General features: G+C 65.5%; 7 protein-coding genes, 1 tRNA gene and 3 rRNA genes. 8 read left to right on the top strand and 3 right to left on the bottom strand.

All coding sequences use genetic code 11. The features are described 5' to 3' along the window. Positions 1-134: 134 nt before the first annotated feature. Both DJ476_RS07430 and DJ476_RS07425 read right to left on the bottom strand, forming a co-directional pair. Entirely contained in the window at positions 135-686 is a 552-nt protein-coding gene (locus DJ476_RS07430; protein WP_103421448.1) for a hypothetical protein, read from the bottom strand. A 100-nt stretch (positions 687-786) separates the two neighbouring features. Continuing rightward, positions 787-1,026 carry a hypothetical protein gene (locus tag DJ476_RS07425; RefSeq protein WP_019766278.1) on the bottom strand — a complete coding sequence of 80 codons (240 nt, stop codon included), beginning with the start codon at positions 1,024-1,026 and terminating at the stop codon, positions 787-789. 243 nt (positions 1,027-1,269) lie between these two features. On the opposite strand from DJ476_RS07425, the gene thyX reads away from it, so the two are divergent. The 7 genes from thyX to DJ476_RS07385 all read left to right on the top strand — a co-directional run bounded on the left by thyX (position 1,270) and on the right by DJ476_RS07385 (position 10,935). Further along, the gene (gene thyX / locus DJ476_RS07420) at positions 1,270-2,007 is read left to right on the top strand and encodes an FAD-dependent thymidylate synthase (RefSeq protein ID WP_019766277.1); all 738 of its coding nucleotides are present in this window, start codon (positions 1,270-1,272) and stop codon (positions 2,005-2,007) included. A 152-nt stretch (positions 2,008-2,159) separates the two neighbouring features. Beyond that, positions 2,160-3,059 (top strand): 4-hydroxy-tetrahydrodipicolinate synthase, encoded by a 900-nt coding sequence (gene dapA, locus DJ476_RS07415; RefSeq protein WP_103421447.1) that lies wholly within the window; start codon positions 2,160-2,162, stop codon positions 3,057-3,059. 139 nt (positions 3,060-3,198) lie between these two features. After that, positions 3,199-4,884, top strand: a complete 1,686-nt coding sequence (locus tag DJ476_RS07410) for a ribonuclease J (protein WP_018488804.1) — start codon at positions 3,199-3,201, stop codon at positions 4,882-4,884. Between the two features lie 641 nt (positions 4,885-5,525). Further along, a 16S ribosomal RNA gene (locus DJ476_RS07400) occupies positions 5,526-7,053 on the top strand. A gap of 297 nt (positions 7,054-7,350) precedes the next feature. After that, positions 7,351-10,477: ribosomal RNA gene (locus tag DJ476_RS07395) — 23S ribosomal RNA — on the top strand. 111 nt (positions 10,478-10,588) lie between these two features. Beyond that, positions 10,589-10,705: ribosomal RNA gene (gene rrf / locus DJ476_RS07390) — 5S ribosomal RNA — on the top strand. The 16S, 23S and 5S rRNA genes sit together here with 1 tRNA gene alongside, the layout of an rRNA operon. A gap of 157 nt (positions 10,706-10,862) precedes the next feature. Next, positions 10,863-10,935 (top strand) — tRNA-Thr (locus DJ476_RS07385). Between the two features lie 65 nt (positions 10,936-11,000). Here DJ476_RS07385 and DJ476_RS07380 read toward each other — a convergent pair. Further along, entirely contained in the window at positions 11,001-13,628 is a 2,628-nt protein-coding gene (locus tag DJ476_RS07380) for a SpoIIE family protein phosphatase (RefSeq protein ID WP_103420247.1), read from the bottom strand. Positions 13,629-14,025: 397 nt separating this feature from the next. On the opposite strand from DJ476_RS07380, the gene DJ476_RS07375 reads away from it, so the two are divergent. Then, positions 14,026-19,458, top strand: coding sequence for a HAMP domain-containing protein (locus DJ476_RS07375; RefSeq protein ID WP_103420249.1), 5,433 nt, complete (start codon positions 14,026-14,028; stop codon positions 19,456-19,458). The last annotated feature ends 19 nt before the right edge of the window (positions 19,459-19,477 follow it).

Genomic DNA, 19,477 nt, shown 5'->3' with positions numbered 1-19,477 from the left:
AGCAGGTCCGGCGCCTGAGGACGAAACAGAGCCCGTCCGGCGATTGAGGACATCTTTTCCAGCCTGTACGTGAGTGAGCCCGGGACCCCCACAAGGGTCCCGGGCTCACTCACGTACAGCCGACAGAAGCGGCCTCACCCGAGCCGATACTCATCCGCCCAAGCCTCAACCGCATCCGTGGCCCGCTCGAACGCCTCCTCGCGCCCGAGGAAGTCCGCGTTGTGGTCGGAGACCAGCGGCGGCAGGACCACACCGCCCTGCCGGGTCACCACCAGCGCCTGGCCCTGCACCGTACGGGGCAGACCCAGCCACTTCACCGGCTGCTGGACCGTACGGACCGAGGCGGTCGAGGCCCACGGCACCGTGACGGTCCGGAAGAACCCCACGCGCCGCACACCGTGCCGACTGACCCACGCACCGACCCGGAGCAGCCGCAGCGCCGCACCGATCAGCGCGCCGGCCAGCAGCAGACAGACCGTGGCCCCGGAAGGCGCTCCGGCGAACCCGATGATCATCGCCGCGAGGAGCACGAACGAGGCCAGCAACAACAGGGTGGCCGCCGCCGCGACCCGCCACGGGCCGGGGCGGTAGGGCCGCCGCCAGCTGTCGTGGTCGTCGAACGGCAGCGCGACGTCGTCCGCGCTCGCGTCGAATGCGCGGTCGGCCGTCAGAAAGGGCAGGGGCACGACTCATCCTCACTCACAAGCACGCTCGATTGCTGTGCCCGGTGAGGCTACCGAGGCCGCACCCGGCCCGACCACCCCAGGGGGGCCGTACGAGTGTGCGTCAGCGGCCCTGGGAGGCCTCGGACTGCTTGCCGTGCGAGGCGGGCTGCTCGGAATCGAGCGCCGGGAGCCCCAGCAGCAGCGAGCCGACGAGCCCGGCGACCACGGTCAGTCCGACGAGTGAGCGCCCCAGCAGCTCGGGAACGCTGGCGCGGGGTGCGGGAGGGGGAGTGACATTACTGCGGAACCGGTCGGCCTCGGCGACGAACGAGAACGGGACGGATTCACGCCGGCGGAACATGAGGAAACTCTCCTTGATCTCTGTGGCGGGTGCTGCTAATGAGTCAGACGTACGAACGACCGGATCGGTGCCCGAATCGCCGTACTTGTTCGGGGAACTCCACGAACGGCTGCCCGACACCGCCGCGTACATGCGTCACCCGCCCGGCCCGTAGAGTGGTCGCCGCCCGCGCCACGCCGCCGGGCCTCCCGCGCCGCCCCCGGAAGCGGGCCTCCTGCACCGCCCCTGGAAGGACCCCTGTCGGTGACCGACACTCCCGAACCCGCAAAGCCCCATTTCCGCAGCGATGTCACCGTCGAGCTGGTGAAGAGCGCCGCGGGCGACGCGGATGTGCTGTTCGCCGCCCGGGTCTCCACCGCGGGCGAGCAGTCACTCGAAGAGGTCACCAAGGACCCCGAGCGCTCCAAGGGGCTCATCAACTTCCTCATGCGGGACCGGCACGGCAGCCCGTTCGAGCACAACTCGATGACCTTTTTCATCAGCGCCCCGATCTTCGTGTTCCGCGAGTTCATGCGGCACCGCGTGGGCTGGTCGTACAACGAGGAGTCGGGCCGCTACCGGGAGCTGGAGCCGGTCTTCTACGTCCCCGGAACCTCCCGCAAGCTGGTCCAGCAGGGCCGCCCCGGCAAGTACGAGTTCGTCGAGGGCACCGAGGAGCAGTACGACGTCACCACCCGCGCGATGGAGGAGTCCTACCGGGCCTCCTACGAGGCCTACCAGGAGATGCTGGCCAAGGGCGTGGCCCGCGAGGTCGCCCGCGCGGTCCTGCCCGTCGGCCTCTTCTCCTCCATGTACGCCACCTGCAACGCGCGCTCCCTGATGCACTTCCTCGGCCTGCGCACCCAGCACGAGCTGGCGAAGGTCCCGTCCTTCCCGCAGCGCGAGATCGAGATGGTCGGTGAGCAGATGGAGGCCCACTGGGCGCGGCTCATGCCGCTCACTCATGCGGCCTTCAACAAAAATGGACGAGTCGCCCCATAGGCGGTGTCCGTATTGCGGCGCTTCGAGAAGTTCATCTAGGCTGATCAAACGGACCCGGCACTGCTTGAACCCCCGAGCAGGCAGTGCCGGGCTCCTCTTTCCCGGTCCCCCTAGAGGGGACCACGCGCTGAGCAGCGAGTAGCGTGTTACCCATGGCTCCGATCTCCACTCCGCAGACCCCCTTCGGGCGGGTCCTCACCGCTATGGTCACGCCCTTCACGGCGGACGGCGCTCTCGACCTCGACGGCGCCCAGCGGCTCGCCGCCCACCTGGTGGACGCAGGCAACGACGGGCTGATCGTCAACGGCACCACCGGCGAGTCCCCGACCACCAGTGACGCGGAGAAGGACCAGCTCGTACGGGCGGTGCTCGAAGCGGTAGGAGACCGGGCGCACGTCGTCGCCGGCATCGGCACCAACGACACCCGGCACAGCGTCGACCTCGCCCGCACCGCCGAGAGCTCCGGCGCCCACGGCCTCCTTGCCGTCACGCCGTACTACAACAAGCCGCCGCAGGAAGGCCTCCTGCGGCACTTCACGGCCATCGCCGACTCCACCGGCCTGCCCGTCATGCTGTACGACATCCCCGGCCGCAGCGGCGTCCCGATCGACACCGAGACCCTGGTCCGGCTCGCGGACCACCCGCGGATCGTCGCCAACAAGGACGCCAAGGGAGACCTGGGCCGCGCCAGCTGGGCTATCGCCCAGTCCGGCCTCGCCTGGTACTCGGGCGACGACATGCTCAACCTCCCGCTGCTCTCCGTCGGCGCGGTCGGCTTCGTCTCCGTCGTCGGCCACGTGGTCACCCCCGACCTGCGGGCCCTGGTCGAGGCCCACCTGGACGGCGACGTCCAGAAGGCCACCGAGATCCACCAGAAGCTGCTCCCGGTCTTCACCGGCATGTTCCGTACGCAGGGCGTGATCACCACCAAGGCCGCCCTGACCCTCCAGGGCCTCCCGGCCGGTCCGCTGCGCCTCCCCCTGGTGGAACTCACCGCCCAGGAGACGGCCCAGCTCAAGATCGACCTGGCCGCCGGTGGGGTACAGCTGTAACCACAGACTTCACAACTGAATGAGAAGAACGAGCGAGGCACCTCGCAGAAGCACGACCCCAAGACAACAGCAAGTGCACGAATGACATGCGCGCCACGTGCCTCAGCGGTACGTGGCGCGTGTGGTTAAGGAGAGTCTTTTGAGCCATCCGCACCCTGAACTCGGTACCCCGCCGAAGCTCCCGAAGGGCGCCCTGCGGGTCACCCCCCTCGGCGGCCTCGGTGAGATCGGCCGCAACATGACGGTCTTCGAGTACGGCGGCCGCCTGCTCATCGTCGACTGCGGTGTCCTCTTCCCCGAGGACGAGCAGCCCGGCATCGACCTGATCCTGCCGGACTTCACCACGATCCGGGACCGCCTGGACGACATCGAGGGCATCGTCCTCACGCACGGCCACGAGGACCACATCGGTGGCGTCCCGTACCTGCTGCGGCTGAAGCCGGACATCCCCCTCATCGGCTCCAAGCTGACGCTGGCGCTCATCGAGGCGAAGCTCCAGGAGCACCGCATCCGCCCCTACACCCTTGAGGTGCAGGAAGGGCAGCGCGAGCGCATCGGCGTCTTCGACTGCGAGTTCATCGCGGTCAACCACTCCATCCCGGACGCGCTGGCCGTCGCCATCCGCACCCCCGCGGGCATGGCCGTGGCCACCGGTGACTTCAAGATGGACCAGCTCCCGCTGGACGGCCGGCTCACCGACCTGCACGCGTTCGCGCGCCTCAGCGAGGAGGGCATCGACCTCCTCCTCTCCGACTCCACGAACGCCGAGGTCCCCGGCTTCGTGCCGCCGGAGCGGGACATCTCCAACGTCCTGCGCACGGTCTTCGCCAACGCCCAGAAGCGCATCATCGTGGCGAGCTTCGCCAGCCACGTCCACCGCATCCAGCAGATCCTGGACGCGGCCCACGAGTACGGCCGCCGGGTCGCCTTCGTCGGCCGCTCGATGGTCCGCAACATGGGCATCGCCCGCGACCTCGGCTATCTGAAGGTCCCCGCGGGCCTCGTGGTGGACGTCAAGACCCTCGACGACCTCCCGGACGACGAGGTCGTGCTGGTCTGCACGGGATCGCAGGGCGAGCCGATGGCGGCCCTCTCCCGCATGGCCAACCGCGACCACCAGATCCGGATCGTCCCCGGCGACACGGTGATCCTGGCGTCGTCCCTCATCCCCGGCAACGAGAACGCGGTCTACCGCGTGATCAACGGTCTGACCCGCTGGGGCGCCAACGTCGTCCACAAGGGCAACGCCAAGGTCCACGTCTCGGGCCACGCCTCGGCCGGCGAGCTGCTGTACTTCTACAACATCTGCAAGCCGAAGAACCTGATGCCGGTCCACGGCGAATGGCGCCACCTGCGGGCCAACGCCGAGCTGGGCGCCCTCACCGGCGTGCCCAAGGACCACATCGTCATCGCGGAGGACGGCGTGGTCGTCGACCTCATCGACGGCAAGGCCAAGATCGTCGGCAAGGTCCAGGCCGGCTACGTCTATGTCGACGGCCTCTCCGTCGGCGATGTCACCGAGACCTCGCTCAAGGACCGCCGCATCCTCGGTGACGAGGGCATCATCTCGGTCTTCATCGTGGTCGACAGCACCACCGGCAAGATCGTGGGCGGCCCCCACATCCAGGCCCGGGGCTCCGGCATCGACGACAGTGCCTTCACCGGCGTCACCCCGAAGATCCAGGAAGCCCTGGACAAGTCGGCCCAGGACGGCGTGCTGGAGCCCCACCAGCTCCAGCAGATGGTCCGCCGGGTCGTCGGCAAGTGGGTGTCCGACACCTACCGCCGTCGCCCGATGATCCTTCCGGTCGTCGTCGAGGTCTGACCCCTCACGACCGCCTGACCTGGAGCGGGGCCCTCGATTTGCATCGGGGAGCCCCGCTCCAGTACGTTGACGTCTCCGCCTGAACGGGAAGCACCGCGCGCACTCGTGTGCCCGGACCACCCTGAACGGGGCGGGAATTCCGACTCAGAATCTCTGATAAAGTTGGATCCGCCGAAAGGCAAGGTCACTCCACTGGCCACCGGAAATCAAATTCGGACCGGAAACGGAACGAAAAAGAGTCTGGTAAAGTTGGAACCGCCGAAAAGGGAAACGCGAAAGCGAAGAACCTCGAAAGCACCCCGCTTCGACCGGGATCGGACACTGGAAAGCGTCTGATAGAGTCGGAAACGCAAGACAGCAAGACACAAAAGAAGTAAACGAAGGGAAGCGCCCGGAGGGGCCCGGTGATACGGGACCGAAGGAAGCGTCCGTTCCTTGAGAACTCAACAGCGTGCCAAAAGTCAACGCCAGATATGTTGATACCCCGGCCTGCTTCGGCAGGTTGGTGGTTCCTTTGAAAAGTCCTACGGTCGCCATGTGCGGCGGTAGGCAATACACAGCGAGGACGCTGTGAACGACGGGTCTTATTCCGACCTTGTTGTTCCGCTCTCGTGATGTGTGCACCCGATTACGGGTAAACATTCACGGAGAGTTTGATCCTGGCTCAGGACGAACGCTGGCGGCGTGCTTAACACATGCAAGTCGAACGATGAAGCCGCTTCGGTGGTGGATTAGTGGCGAACGGGTGAGTAACACGTGGGCAATCTGCCCTTCACTCTGGGACAAGCCCTGGAAACGGGGTCTAATACCGGATAATACTCTGTTCCGCATGGAACGGGGTTGAAAGCTCCGGCGGTGAAGGATGAGCCCGCGGCCTATCAGCTTGTTGGTGGGGTAATGGCCTACCAAGGCGACGACGGGTAGCCGGCCTGAGAGGGCGACCGGCCACACTGGGACTGAGACACGGCCCAGACTCCTACGGGAGGCAGCAGTGGGGAATATTGCACAATGGGCGAAAGCCTGATGCAGCGACGCCGCGTGAGGGATGACGGCCTTCGGGTTGTAAACCTCTTTCAGCAGGGAAGAAGCGCAAGTGACGGTACCTGCAGAAGAAGCGCCGGCTAACTACGTGCCAGCAGCCGCGGTAATACGTAGGGCGCAAGCGTTGTCCGGAATTATTGGGCGTAAAGAGCTCGTAGGCGGCTTGTCACGTCGGATGTGAAAGCCCGGGGCTTAACCCCGGGTCTGCATTCGATACGGGCTAGCTAGAGTGTGGTAGGGGAGATCGGAATTCCTGGTGTAGCGGTGAAATGCGCAGATATCAGGAGGAACACCGGTGGCGAAGGCGGATCTCTGGGCCATTACTGACGCTGAGGAGCGAAAGCGTGGGGAGCGAACAGGATTAGATACCCTGGTAGTCCACGCCGTAAACGTTGGGAACTAGGTGTTGGCGACATTCCACGTCGTCGGTGCCGCAGCTAACGCATTAAGTTCCCCGCCTGGGGAGTACGGCCGCAAGGCTAAAACTCAAAGGAATTGACGGGGGCCCGCACAAGCAGCGGAGCATGTGGCTTAATTCGACGCAACGCGAAGAACCTTACCAAGGCTTGACATATACCGGAAAGCATCAGAGATGGTGCCCCCCTTGTGGTCGGTATACAGGTGGTGCATGGCTGTCGTCAGCTCGTGTCGTGAGATGTTGGGTTAAGTCCCGCAACGAGCGCAACCCTTGTTCTGTGTTGCCAGCATGCCTTTCGGGGTGATGGGGACTCACAGGAGACTGCCGGGGTCAACTCGGAGGAAGGTGGGGACGACGTCAAGTCATCATGCCCCTTATGTCTTGGGCTGCACACGTGCTACAATGGCCGGTACAATGAGCTGCGATGCCGTGAGGCGGAGCGAATCTCAAAAAGCCGGTCTCAGTTCGGATTGGGGTCTGCAACTCGACCCCATGAAGTCGGAGTTGCTAGTAATCGCAGATCAGCATTGCTGCGGTGAATACGTTCCCGGGCCTTGTACACACCGCCCGTCACGTCACGAAAGTCGGTAACACCCGAAGCCGGTGGCCCAACCCCTTGTGGGAGGGAGCTGTCGAAGGTGGGACTGGCGATTGGGACGAAGTCGTAACAAGGTAGCCGTACCGGAAGGTGCGGCTGGATCACCTCCTTTCTAAGGAGCATCTAGATTCCGTAAGGAATCGAGAGCCACTACGTCGGCAAATGTTCGACGGTGGTCAGCTCATGGGTGGAACGTTGACTATTCGGCACGATCAATCGGTTTCTGTCAGTACTGCTTCGGCGTGGAACACAGAGGACGAGGGATTGTGTCGGGCACGTTGTTGGGTGTCTGAGGGTGCGGCCGTAAGGTTGTTCCTTCTGATCCGGCCCCAGTGAACTCGTCCTCAGGGACGGGGTGGTGGGTGGCTGGTCGTTGTTTGAGAACTGCACAGTGGACGCGAGCATCTGTGGCCAAGTTTTTAAGGGCGCACGGTGGATGCCTTGGCACCAGGAACCGATGAAGGACGTGGGAGGCCACGATAGTCCCCGGGGAGCTGTCAACCAAGCTTTGATCCGGGGGTTTCCGAATGGGGAAACCCGGCAGTCGTCATGGGCTGTCACCCGCTGCTGAACACATAGGCAGTGTGGAGGGAACGAGGGGAAGTGAAACATCTCAGTACCCTCAGGAAGAGAAAACAACCGTGATTCCGGGAGTAGTGGCGAGCGAAACTGGATGAGGCCAAACCGTATGCGTGTGATACCCGGCAGGGGTTGCGTATGCGGGGTTGTGGGAGTTCTCTTTTGCGGTCTGCCGGCCGTGAGACGAGTCAGAAACCGTTGATGTAGGCGAAGGACATGCGAAAGGTCCGGCGTAGAGGGTAAGACCCCCGTAGCTGAAACATTGACGGCTCGTTTGAGAATCACCCAAGTAGCACGGGGCCCGAGAAATCCCGTGTGAATCTGGCGGGACCACCCGCTAAGCCTAAATATTCCCTGGTGACCGATAGCGGATAGTACCGTGAGGGAATGGTGAAAAGTACCGCGGGAGCGGAGTGAAATAGTACCTGAAACCGTGTGCCTACAAGCCGTGGGAGCGTCGCTGGCAGCACTTGTGCTGTCAGTCGTGACTGCGTGCCTTTTGAAGAATGAGCCTGCGAGTTAGCGGTGTGTAGCGAGGTTAACCCGTGTGGGGAAGCCGTAGCGAAAGCGAGTCCGAACAGGGCGTTTGAGTTGCACGCTCTAGACCCGAAGCGGAGTGATCTAGCCATGGGCAGGTTGAAGCGGAGGTAAGACTTCGTGGAGGACCGAACCCACCAGGGTTGAAAACCTGGGGGATGACCTGTGGTTAGGGGTGAAAGGCCAATCAAACTCCGTGATAGCTGGTTCTCCCCGAAATGCATTTAGGTGCAGCGTCGTGTGTTTCTTGCCGGAGGTAGAGCACTGGATAGGCGATGGGCCCTACCGGGTTACTGACCTTAGCCAAACTCCGAATGCCGGTAAGTGAGAGCGCGGCAGTGAGACTGTGGGGGATAAGCTCCATGGTCGAGAGGGAAACAGCCCAGAGCATCGACTAAGGCCCCTAAGCGTACGCTAAGTGGGAAAGGATGTGGAGTCGCAGAGACAACCAGGAGGTTGGCTTAGAAGCAGCCACCCTTGAAAGAGTGCGTAATAGCTCACTGGTCAAGTGATTCCGCGCCGACAATGTAGCGGGGCTCAAGCGTACCGCCGAAGTCGTGTCATTCATACACATATCCTCAACGGGAGTATGGATGGGTAGGGGAGCGTCGTGTGCCGGGTGAAGCAGCCGCGGAAGCGAGTTGTGGACGGTTCACGAGTGAGAATGCAGGCATGAGTAGCGATACACACGTGAGAAACGTGTGCGCCGATTGACTAAGGGTTCCTGGGTCAAGCTGATCTGCCCAGGGTAAGTCGGGACCTAAGGCGAGGCCGACAGGCGTAGTCGATGGACAACCGGTTGATATTCCGGTACCCGCTTTGAAACGCCCAGTACTGAATCAGGCGATGCTAAGTCCGTGAAGCCGGCCCGATCTCTTCGGAGTTGAGGGTAGTGGTGGAGCCGATGAACCAGACTTGTAGTAGGTAAGCGATGGGGTGACGCAGGAAGGTAGTCCAGCCCGGGCGGTGGTTGTCCCGGGGTAAGGGTGTAGGACGCACGGTAGGTAAATCCGTCGTGCATATAAGTCTGAGACCTGATGCCGAGCCGATTGTGGTGAAGTGGATGATCCTATGCTGTCGAGAAAAGCCTCTAGCGAGTTTCATGGCGGCCCGTACCCTAAACCGACTCAGGTGGTCAGGTAGAGAATACCGAGGCGTTCGGGTGAACTATGGTTAAGGAACTCGGCAAAATGCCCCCGTAACTTCGGGAGAAGGGGGGCCACGCCTGGTGATCGGACTTGCTCCGTGAGCTGGGGGTGGCCGCAGAGACCAGCGAGAAGCGACTGTTTACTAAAAACACAGGTCCGTGCGAAGCCGTAAGGCGATGTATACGGACTGACGCCTGCCCGGTGCTGGAACGTTAAGGGGACCGGTTAGCTGCTCTTCGGGGTGGCGAAGCTGAGAACTTAAGCGCCAGTAAACGGCGGTGGTAACTATAACCATCCTAAGGTAGCGAAATTCCTTGTCGGGTAAGTTCCGACCTGCACGAATGGCGTAACGACTTCTCGACTGTCTCAACCATAGGCCCGGTGAAATTGCACTACGAGTAAAGATGCTCGTTTCGCGCAGCAGGACGGAAAGACCCCGGGACCTTTACTATAGTTTGATATTGGTGTTCGGTTCGGCTTGTGTAGGATAGGTGGGAGACTGTGAAGCGGCCACGCCAGTGGTTGTGGAGTCGTCGTTGAAATACCACTCTGGTCGTGCTGGATGTCTAACCTGGGTCCGTGATCCGGATCAGGGACAGTGTCTGATGGGTAGTTTAACTGGGGCGGTTGCCTCCTAAAGAGTAACGGAGGCGCCCAAAGGTTCCCTCAGCCTGGTTGGTAATCAGGTGTTGAGTGTAAGTGCACAAGGGAGCTTGACTGTGAGACCGACGGGTCGAGCAGGGACGAAAGTCGGGACTAGTGATCCGGCAGTGGCTTGTGGAAGCGCTGTCGCTCAACGGATAAAAGGTACCCCGGGGATAACAGGCTGATCTTCCCCAAGAGTCCATATCGACGGGATGGTTTGGCACCTCGATGTCGGCTCGTCGCATCCTGGGGCTGGAGTCGGTCCCAAGGGTTGGGCTGTTCGCCCATTAAAGCGGTACGCGAGCTGGGTTTAGAACGTCGTGAGACAGTTCGGTCCCTATCCGCTGTGCGCGTAGGAATATTGAGAAGGGCTGTCCCTAGTACGAGAGGACCGGGACGGACGAACCTCTGGTGTGCCAGTTGTTCTGCCAAGGGCATGGCTGGTTGGCTACGTTCGGAAAGGATAACCGCTGAAAGCATCTAAGCGGGAAGCCTGCTTCGAGATGAGTATTCCCACCTCCTTTGAGGGGTTAAGGCTCCCAGTAGACGACTGGGTTGATAGGCCAGATGTGGAAGCCCTGTGAGGGGTGGAGCTGACTGGTACTAATAGGCCGAGGGCTTGTCCTCAGTTGCTCGCGTCCACTGTGTTGTTCCCGGGTTGCGAACAGTTATCGCGCCGGTTGAACAGTTTCACTACTTAATTGAAGAGTGTGCTTGTTCGCTAGAACCCGATAGGGTTTCGGTGGTCATTGCGTTAGGGAAACGCCCGGTTACATTCCGAACCCGGAAGCTAAGCCTTTCAGCGCCGATGGTACTGCAGGGGGGACCCTGTGGGAGAGTAGGACGCCGCCGAACAATTTTTGTGGGAAAGCCCCGCACCGTATGGTGCGGGGCTTTCCTGCGTTCTGCGGCAGACCGCCACCCTGACCAGCCCGTAGGGAGCCGGCCGGACGCGATTATGCATATCCCCCGATCCCGTGTATGGTTTACCTCGTTGCCACAGCGCAGCAAGGCCCCAATAGCTCAGTCGGTAGAGCGTCTCCATGGTAAGGAGAAGGTCTGCGGTTCGATTCCGCATTGGGGCTCAGAGAGAAAAGAAAGGCCCCCGCCATTCGGCGGGGGCCTTTCTCGTTGGTCGTCAGTGTCGGCCTCAGGCGCGGGGCGGTTCCGGGACGCGCATCGCCAGGATGGCCATGTCGTCCGACGCGGGCTCCGCCGCGAAGCGCTCCACGGCCCGCAGGATGCGGGCGGCGACCGCTCCGGCCGTCAGGCCTGTACAGGTCGACAGGACGTCCGCGAGGCCGTCGTCGCCGAGCATGCGGGTGCCCTCGCGGCGTTCGGTGACGCCGTCCGTGACGCAGAGGAGGACGTCGCCCGGGTCGAGGGTGACCTCCTGCTCGTACAGCTCCAGGTCGTCCAGGACGCCGAGCAGGGGCTGCGGTTCGGCGGCGGGCTCCACGGTGCCGTCCTGGCGCAGGCGGAGCGGCAGCGGGTGTCCGGCGCAGACCACCTTCAGGAGGGCGCTGCCGTCCTCCTGGGGCCACAGCTCGCCGTACAGGAGGGTGAGGAAGCGGCTGCGGGCGCCCTCGTCGAGGATGGCCGCGTTGAGGCGCTCCAGGACCGCCGGGCCGGGGAAGCCCTCGCGGGCGAGCAGGCGCAGGGCGTGGCGGGCCAGGCCGGTGACGGCGGCCGCCTCGGGGCCCGTACCGCAGACGTCACCGATGGCGAAGCCGTACGCGCCGTCGCGGATCGGGAAGACGTCGTAGAAGTCGCCGCCGACCTCGTTGCCCTCGCCCGCGGCGCGGTAGATGACCTCGATCTCGACGTTCGGCACGTCGGGGAGGCCCGGGGGCAGCAGGCTGCGCTGGAGGGACTGGCTGATGGCCATGCGCTCCGAGTACAGGCGGGCGTTGTCCAGGGCCAGGGCGGCCCGGCGGGAGAGGTCCTCGGCCAGCTCCAGGATCTCCTGGCGGAAGTGGTCGTCCGAGGGCTTCCCGAGCGTCAGCATGCCGATCACGCGGTTGCGGGCGACCAGCGGCAGGACCACCGTCTCGCCGCCGACCGCCTGGGCCGTGGCCAGGATCGTGCGGGTGGCCGTCGACATGCTCAGCGGCGCGTCGTGGTCCAGGCTGCGGGTGGAGGTGGAGAGAGCCGCGCGGTGGCCGGCCTCGGACGGGGCGGCCCAGATGCGGGCGCCCGGGGTCGGGACCGGGTCGGGCGGGGCGATCTTGGAGAGCAGGGCCTTGAGGCCGTCGATCAGGTCCTCGTCCTCGTGGAGCACGTACGAGAGGTACGGGTCGGAGGACTGGTCCGCGATCGTGTAGACGGCGCACCAGGTGGCCAGGGTCGGGACCGTCATCTGAGCCATCAGCGCCAGCGTCTGGTCGCGGTCCAGCGTTCCGGCCAGCAGGTCGGAGGCCTCGACCAGGAACGAGAGGGAGCCACGGCGGAGCCGTTCCAGCTCACCGAGGCGGGCGGACTCGACGGCCAGGGCGATGCGATCGGCGGCGAACTGGAGGCGCAGGGCCTCCTCGTTCGAGTAGCGTCCCGGAGCCTCGGCCGCGACGCCCAGGGAGCCCGTCAGACGGCCCTCGACCTTGAGCGGGACCGTGACGACCGAGCGCATCCCGGTGTCGGTGAGGAGCGGGACGGCGCCGGGAACGGCCGTGAGGTCCTCGTGGACGGCCGGCATGCGGGCGGAGCCGTAGCGGCCCGTTCCGGCTTCCACGGGCACTCTGGCGAAGCGCTGGCGGGCGGAGGGCAGGCCGGTCGTGGCGCGGACCTCCAGCTCCGTCTCGTCGTCCGTGGCCAGCAGGAGGAACGCGGCGTCCGCGTCGAGCATGTCGCGGGCCCGCTCGACCGTCCGCTGGAGCAGGCCGTCCAGGTCGTCGGGGGCGGGGGAGCCGATGAAGACCTCGAACGGGTCCGTGGTGCGGTTCTCGGCGGAGGAGTCGGAGACCGGGGCGCGGACCGGGGACTGCAGGACGGCGCGCTCGTGGTCGCGGACGAGGAGGCAGACCGTGGACGGTTCGCCGTCGGTGTCGCGGACCCGCAGGTGCGAGGCGTAGACGGGGATGGTCCGGCCGTCGGCGCAGCGGATGCCGTAGCTGCCCTCCCAGCGGGAGAGCCGGAGCGCGTCCGCGATGCCGGTGTTGGTGCCCGGGGTGTGCGGCCAGGCCACGAAGTCGGTGAGCTGCTTGCCGGCGACCTGGTCCGCCGCGTGGCCGAAGAGGAAGGCCGCGTCGTCGTTCCAGGCGGCGATCGAGCCGGAGTGGTCGATCTGGACGACGGCCACCCGTACCCGCTGGTCCGCCACCGGCAGCAGCGCGGTCGGCAGCAGCGGTCCGGCGGAGCGGATGCCTACCGGGCGCTCGGGGAGGTCCAGCTGAAACCAGACATGTTTGCGCGTGGGGGTGTATTCGACGCCCCAGCGGGCGGCCAGGGCCGCGCAGAGCAGGAGGCCCCGGCCGTTCTCGCGGTCCGGGGAGCCGAAGTCGAGCCCGCTGCTCTGGAGCGGGACCTCACGCTCCGGATAGTGGTCGGCGACCTCGACGCGTACGCCGTCCTCGGTACGGAGGCAGAGCACATCGGCCGCCGTGCCCGCGTGGATCACGGCGTTGGTGACCAACTCGCTGGTGAGGACGACGGCGTCGTCGACGACATCGTTGTACCCCCACCCCTGGAGGGTGTCCCGGACAAAGGCGCGGGCGGTCGCGACCGAGCGCCCGACCGGTTCGAAGGTGGCGGCCGCGCGCGCGGTGATCACAGCACTCCCCATATGGTGTCTCGTCGCTTCCCCGAGTCCTGTGCCCGTTTCTCGCCGCTTCGATTCGCTTGCCAGGCTAGACGTTCGTCAAGGGTGCCGGGTACACGAGGGCCGAGATCGGGACAGGACGGTACGGGTCGTGCGCGGGCGCACGGGTGTGCATCCCGGTGGCAGGGACGGGGTGCGAGTGGGGGAGGTTGCCCGCCGACCTGTTCCGGCCTGGTACGTTGCAACGATTTGACGTCCGCCCGGCCACCCGTTGACGGTGTGCTGTGGCGGTGAGCCAAAGTGGAACTGGGCAAGCTTCCGGATAGGCCCTAGCGAAACGGTCAACCCCTGCGGGAGGGACACGGTGGAGTCTGGCGTGGCGGCGCGGGGTTCTCATACGCGTACAAAAGGCGGACAGTCCGTGAAAAAGCAGCGCAATGGCACCGTCGAGGTCGACGCGGCAGCTCTGAACAGACTGCTGGCGGGTCTCGTGGCGATGCGCGACGGAAATTTCCGCAGGCGGCTGACCGTCTCCGGCGACGGCGTGATGACGGAGATTGCGGCGGTCTTCAACGAGGTCGCGGACCGCAATCTGCACCTCACCGGTGAGCTGGCGCGGGTGCGGCGGGTGGTCGGCCGTGAGGGCAAGCTGACCGAGCGGCTGGAGACGGGGGCCCTGGAGGGCTCCTGGGCGGCCGCGATCGATGCGTCCAACGAGCTGGTCGACGATCTCGCGCGGCCGGTCTCCGAGGTGGGCCGGGTGCTGTCGGCGGTGGCCGACGGTGACCTGGAGCAGCGGATGGAGCTGCGGTCGCACACGACGGACGAGACGGTACGGCCGCTGCGCGGCGAGTTCCTGAAGGTCGCCCGTACGGTCAACAACCTCGTCGACCAGCTGTCGGTCTTCACCGAGCAGGTGACGCGCGTCGCCGTGGAGGTCGGTACCGAGGGCAAGCTCGGGGGCCAGGCGCAGGTGCGCGGGATGTCCGGGTCCTGGAAGGACCTGACGGACTCCGTCAACACGATGGCGTACCGGCTCACCGCCCAGGTGCGGGACATCGCGCTGGTGACGACGGCGGTGGCCAAGGGGGATCTGTCGCGGAAGGTCACCGTCCATGTGGCCGGTGAGATGCTCCAGCTGAAGAACACCGTCAACACGATGGTCGACCAGCTCTCCTCGTTCTCCTCCGAGGTGACGCGCGTCGCCCGTGAGGTGGGTACGGAAGGTGAGCTGGGCGGTCAGGCGACCGTGCCCGGTGTGGCCGGGGTGTGGAAGGACCTCACCGACTCCGTCAACACGATGGCGGGCAACCTCACCTCCCAGGTGCGCGGGATCGCCGAGGTGACGACGGCGGTCGCCAGTGGTGACCTGACGCAGAAGGTCACGGTGAGCGCGCGCGGCGAGGTCGCCCAGCTCGCCGAGACGATCAACCAGATGACCGAGACGCTGCGCACCTTCGCGGACGAAGTGACACGTGTGGCGAGCGAGGTCGGTGGTGAGGGCCTCCTCGGTGGTCAGGCGCAGGTGCCGGGGGCCGCGGGGACGTGGAAGGACCTCACCGATTCTGTGAACACGGTCTTCCGGAACCTGACCACGCAGGTGCGGGACATCGCGCAGGTGACGACCGCGGTGGCCAGCGGTGACATGTCGCAGAAGGTCACGGTCGACGTGGCCGGGGAGATGCTGGAGCTGAAGAACACCGTCAACACGATGGTGGACCAGCTCCAGTCGTTCGGTTCCGAGGTGACCCGCGTGGCCCGGGAGGTCGGCGTCGAGGGCCGGCTCGGCGGCCAGGCCGAGGTGCCGGGGGCCGCGGGGACGTGGAAGGACCTCACCGACTCGGTGAACACCGCCTTCCGGAACCTCACCGGCCAGGTCCGGGACATCGCCCAGGTGACCACGGCCGTGGCCAACGGTGACCTCTCCCAGAAGGTCACCGTGGATGTGGCCGGGGAGATGCTGGAGCTGAAGAACACCGTCAACACGATGGTGGCGCAGCTGTCCAGCTTCGCGGACCAGGTGACGCGGATGGCCCGGGACGTGGGCACCGAGGGCCGTCTCGGCGGTCAGGCCCGGGTGGACGGTGTCTCCGGTACGTGGAAGGAGCTGACGGACTCCGTCAACTTCATGGCCGGGAACCTCACCTCCCAGGTGCGGCAGATCGCCCAGGTGACGACGGCGGTGGCGCGGGGCGACCTGTCGCAGAAGATCGACGTGGACGCCCGGGGCGAGATCCTGGAGCTGAAGAACACGATCAACACGATGGTCGACCAGCTCTCCGCCTTCGCCGACCAGGTGACCCGCGTCGCCCGTGAGGTGGGTACGGACGGGCGGCTGGGCGGCCAGGCGCAGGTGCCGGGTGTGGCCGGAGTGTGGCGCGATCTCACCGATTCGGTGAACGGCATGGCGGGGAACCTGACCGCTCAGGTCCGTAACATCGCGCAGGTCGCCACGGCGGTGGCGCGCGGTGACCTGTCGCAGAAGATCGACGTGGACGCGCGCGGCGAGATCCTGGAGCTGAAGAACACCCTCAACACGATGGTGGACCAGCTCTCGAACTTCGCGGAGCAGGTGACGCGGGTCGCCCGCGAGGTGGGTACGGAGGGGATCCTCGGCGGTCAGGCCGAGGTGCAGGGCGTCTCCGGTACGTGGAAGGACCTCACCCAGTCCGTCAACGGCATGGCGAACAACCTGACCCTCCAGGTCCGGAACATCGCGGAGGTCACCACCGCGGTCGCCAAGGGCGATCTCTCCAAGAAGATCACCGTCGACGCCAAGGGCGAGATCCTCGAACTGGTGACGACCGTGAACACGATGGTCGACCAGCTGCTGAACTTCGCGGACGAGGTGTCCCGGGTGGCCCGTGAGGTGGGCACCGAGGGGATCCTCGGTGGTCAGGCGCGGGTGCGCGGGGCGACCGGCATCTGGAAGGACCTCAGCGAGAACGTCAACCTGATGGCGAACAACCTGACCAGCCAGGTGCGGAACATCTCCCGGGTCTCCTCGGCGGTCGCCAACGGCGATCTGACGAAGAAGGTCACCGTGGAGGCGCGCGGCGAGGTCGCGGAGCTGGCCGACACCGTCAACACCATGGTGACGACGCTCTCCTCGTTCGCGGACGAGGTCACGCGGGTGGCCCGCGAGGTGGGTACGGAAGGTGAGCTGGGCGGTCAGGCCCGGGTGCCGGGAGTCGCCGGTACGTGGAAGGACCTCACCGAGTCCGTGAACTCGATGGCCTCCAACCTGACCGGCCAGGTGCGGCAGATCGCCACGGTCACCACGGCCATCGCCAAGGGCGATCTGACGAAGAAGATCGACATCGACGCCCGCGGTGAGATCCTGGAGCTGAAGAACACCATCAACACGATGGTCGACCAGCTCTCGTCGTTCGCCGACCAGGTGACCAGGGTGGCCCGCGAGGTGGGCACGGAAGGGCAGCTGGGCGGTCAGGCACGGGTGCGGGACGTGGACGGCACCTGGCGCGACCTCACCGAGTCGGTGAACGAGATGGCCGGGAACCTGACCCGTCAGGTGCGGGCCATCGCGGCCGTCGCCACGGCGGTGACGCGCGGCGATCTCAACCTGAAGATCGACGTGGACGCGGCCGGGGAGATCCAGGTCCTCCAGGACAACATCAACACCATGATCGCCAACCTGCGCGACACCACGCTCGCCAACAAGGAGCAGGACTGGCTCAAGGGCAACCTGGCCCGGATCTCCGGTCTGATGCAGGGCCGCCGCGATCTGGACGACGTGGCCTCGCTGATCATGAGCGAGCTGACGCCGGTGGTCTCGGCCCAGCACGGCGCGTTCTTCCTGGCCATGTCGCCGGGCGACTCGGACGAGGTGGGTCCGGACAACGGCGACGACGGTGCGTACGAGCTGCGGATGCGGGGGAGTTACGGCTACTCCGCCGGGTCGATGCCGACCTCGTTCCGGCCCGGTGAGACGCTCATCGGGACGGCGGCCGAGGAGAAGCGGACGATCCAGGTCGACAACGTACCGCCGGGCTATCTGAAGATCTCCTCCGGTCTCGGGGAGGCGCCGCCCGCGCATGTGATCGTGCTGCCGGTGCTGTTCGAGGGCAAGGTGCTCGGGGTGATCGAGCTGGCCTCCTTCCAGCCGTTCACACACATCCAGCGGGACTTCCTCAACCAGCTCGCCGAGATGATCGCGACGAGCGTGAACACCATCAGTGTCAACACCAAGACGGAGAAGCTCCTTGAGCAGTCGCAGGAGCTGACCGAGCAACTGCGCGACCGCTCGCAGGAGTTGGAGAACCGGCAGAAGGCCCTCCAGGCGTCCAACGCCGAACTGGAGGAGAAGGCCGAGCTGCTGGCCCAGCAGAACCGCGACATCGAGGTGAAGAACACCGAGATCGAGGAGGCGCGGCAGGTCCTGGAGGAGCGCGCCGAGCAGCTCGCGGTCTCGATGCGTTACAAGTCCGAGTTCCTGGCGAACATGTCGCACGAGCTGCGGACGCCGCTCAACTCGCTGCTGATCCTGGCCAAGCTGCTGGCGGACAACGCCGAGGGCAACCTCTCGCCGAAGCAGGTGGAGTTCGCCGAGACGATCCACGGGGCCGGTTCCGACCTGCTCCAGCTGATCAACGACATCCTGGACCTGTCGAAGGTCGAGGCGGGCAAGATGGACGTCAGCCCGACCCGCATCGCCCTGGTCCAGCTGGTCGACTACGTGGAGGCGACCTTCCGCCCGCTCACCGCGGAGAAGGGGCTCGACTTCTCCGTACGGGTCTCGCCGGAGCTTCCGGCCACTCTGCACACCGACGAGCAGCGCCTCCTCCAGGTGCTGCGCAACCTGCTGTCGAACGCGGTGAAGTTCACCGACAGCGGGGCGGTGGAGCTGGTGATCCGGCCGGCCGGGGCCGATGTGCCGAACGCGATCCGGGAGCATCTGCTGGAGGCGGGTTCGCTGCGGGACGCGGACGCCGATCTGATCGCGTTCTCGGTGACCGACACCGGGATCGGGATCGCGTCCAGCAAGATGCTGGTGATCTTCGAGGCGTTCAAGCAGGCGGACGGCACGACGAGCCGCAAGTACGGCGGTACGGGGCTCGGCCTCTCCATCAGCCGGGAGATCGCGCGGCTGCTCGGCGGCGAGATCCACGCGGCGAGCGAGCCGGGCCGGGGGTCGACCTTCACCCTGTACCTGCCGCTGCACCGCGCCGAACTGCCCCCGCAGGGCTTCCCGCAGGTGGGTTCCGGTTCCGGCGAGGGAGTGGGCACCGGGACCGAGAACGGGCAGGCGTCCCAGGGTGGCGAGTCCGCCCCGCTCGGTGACCCGGCCAACTCCGCGGGAGTCTTCCGGCGCCGCCGCAAGACCCTCGGGGACGCGGCCAGGCGGCCCGCGCTGCCCGCCGGCCGGGCGCAGGGCGAGACCGTTCCGCAGGAGGAGTGGGTGCAAGGGGGTGCGGGTGCGTCGGAGGAGGCGGCGGAGCCGCGGCGGACGTTCCGGTTCCGCGGTGAGAAGGTGCTCATCGTCGACGACGACATCCGTAACGTCTTCGCGCTCACCAGCGTGCTGGAGCAGCATGGACTCTCCGTGCTGTACGCGGAGAACGGCCGCGAGGGGATCGAAGTCCTGGAGCAGCACGACGATGTGACGGTCGTACTGATGGACATCATGATGCCCGAGATGGACGGGTACGCGACCACGACCGCGATCCGGCGGATGCCGCAGTTCGCCGGGCTGCCGATCGTCGCGCTCACCGCGAAGGCGATGAAGGGCGACCGGGAGAAGGCGATCGACTGCGGCGCTTCCGACTATGTGACGAAGCCGGTCGACCCTGATCATCTGCTTGCGGTGATGGAGCAGTGGATGCACGGAGAGTGATGGGATTCTGAACGAATTG

The organism is Streptomyces bacillaris (assembly GCF_003268675.1).
In the GTDB taxonomy this organism is placed as follows: Bacteria; Actinomycetota; Actinomycetes; order Streptomycetales; family Streptomycetaceae; genus Streptomyces; species Streptomyces bacillaris.
This window is presented reverse-complemented; position numbering and strand designations above follow the sequence as displayed.

Coding starts and splice junctions, on each gene's coding strand:
- dapA (WP_103421447.1), top strand. CDS start 2,160: ATGGCTCCGATCTCCACTCCGCAGACCCCCTTCGGGCGGGTCCTCACC.
- DJ476_RS07380 (WP_103420247.1), bottom strand. CDS start 13,628: ATGGGGAGTGCTGTGATCACCGCGCGCGCGGCCGCCACCTTCGAACCG.
- DJ476_RS07425 (WP_019766278.1), bottom strand. CDS start 1,026: ATGTTCCGCCGGCGTGAATCCGTCCCGTTCTCGTTCGTCGCCGAGGCC.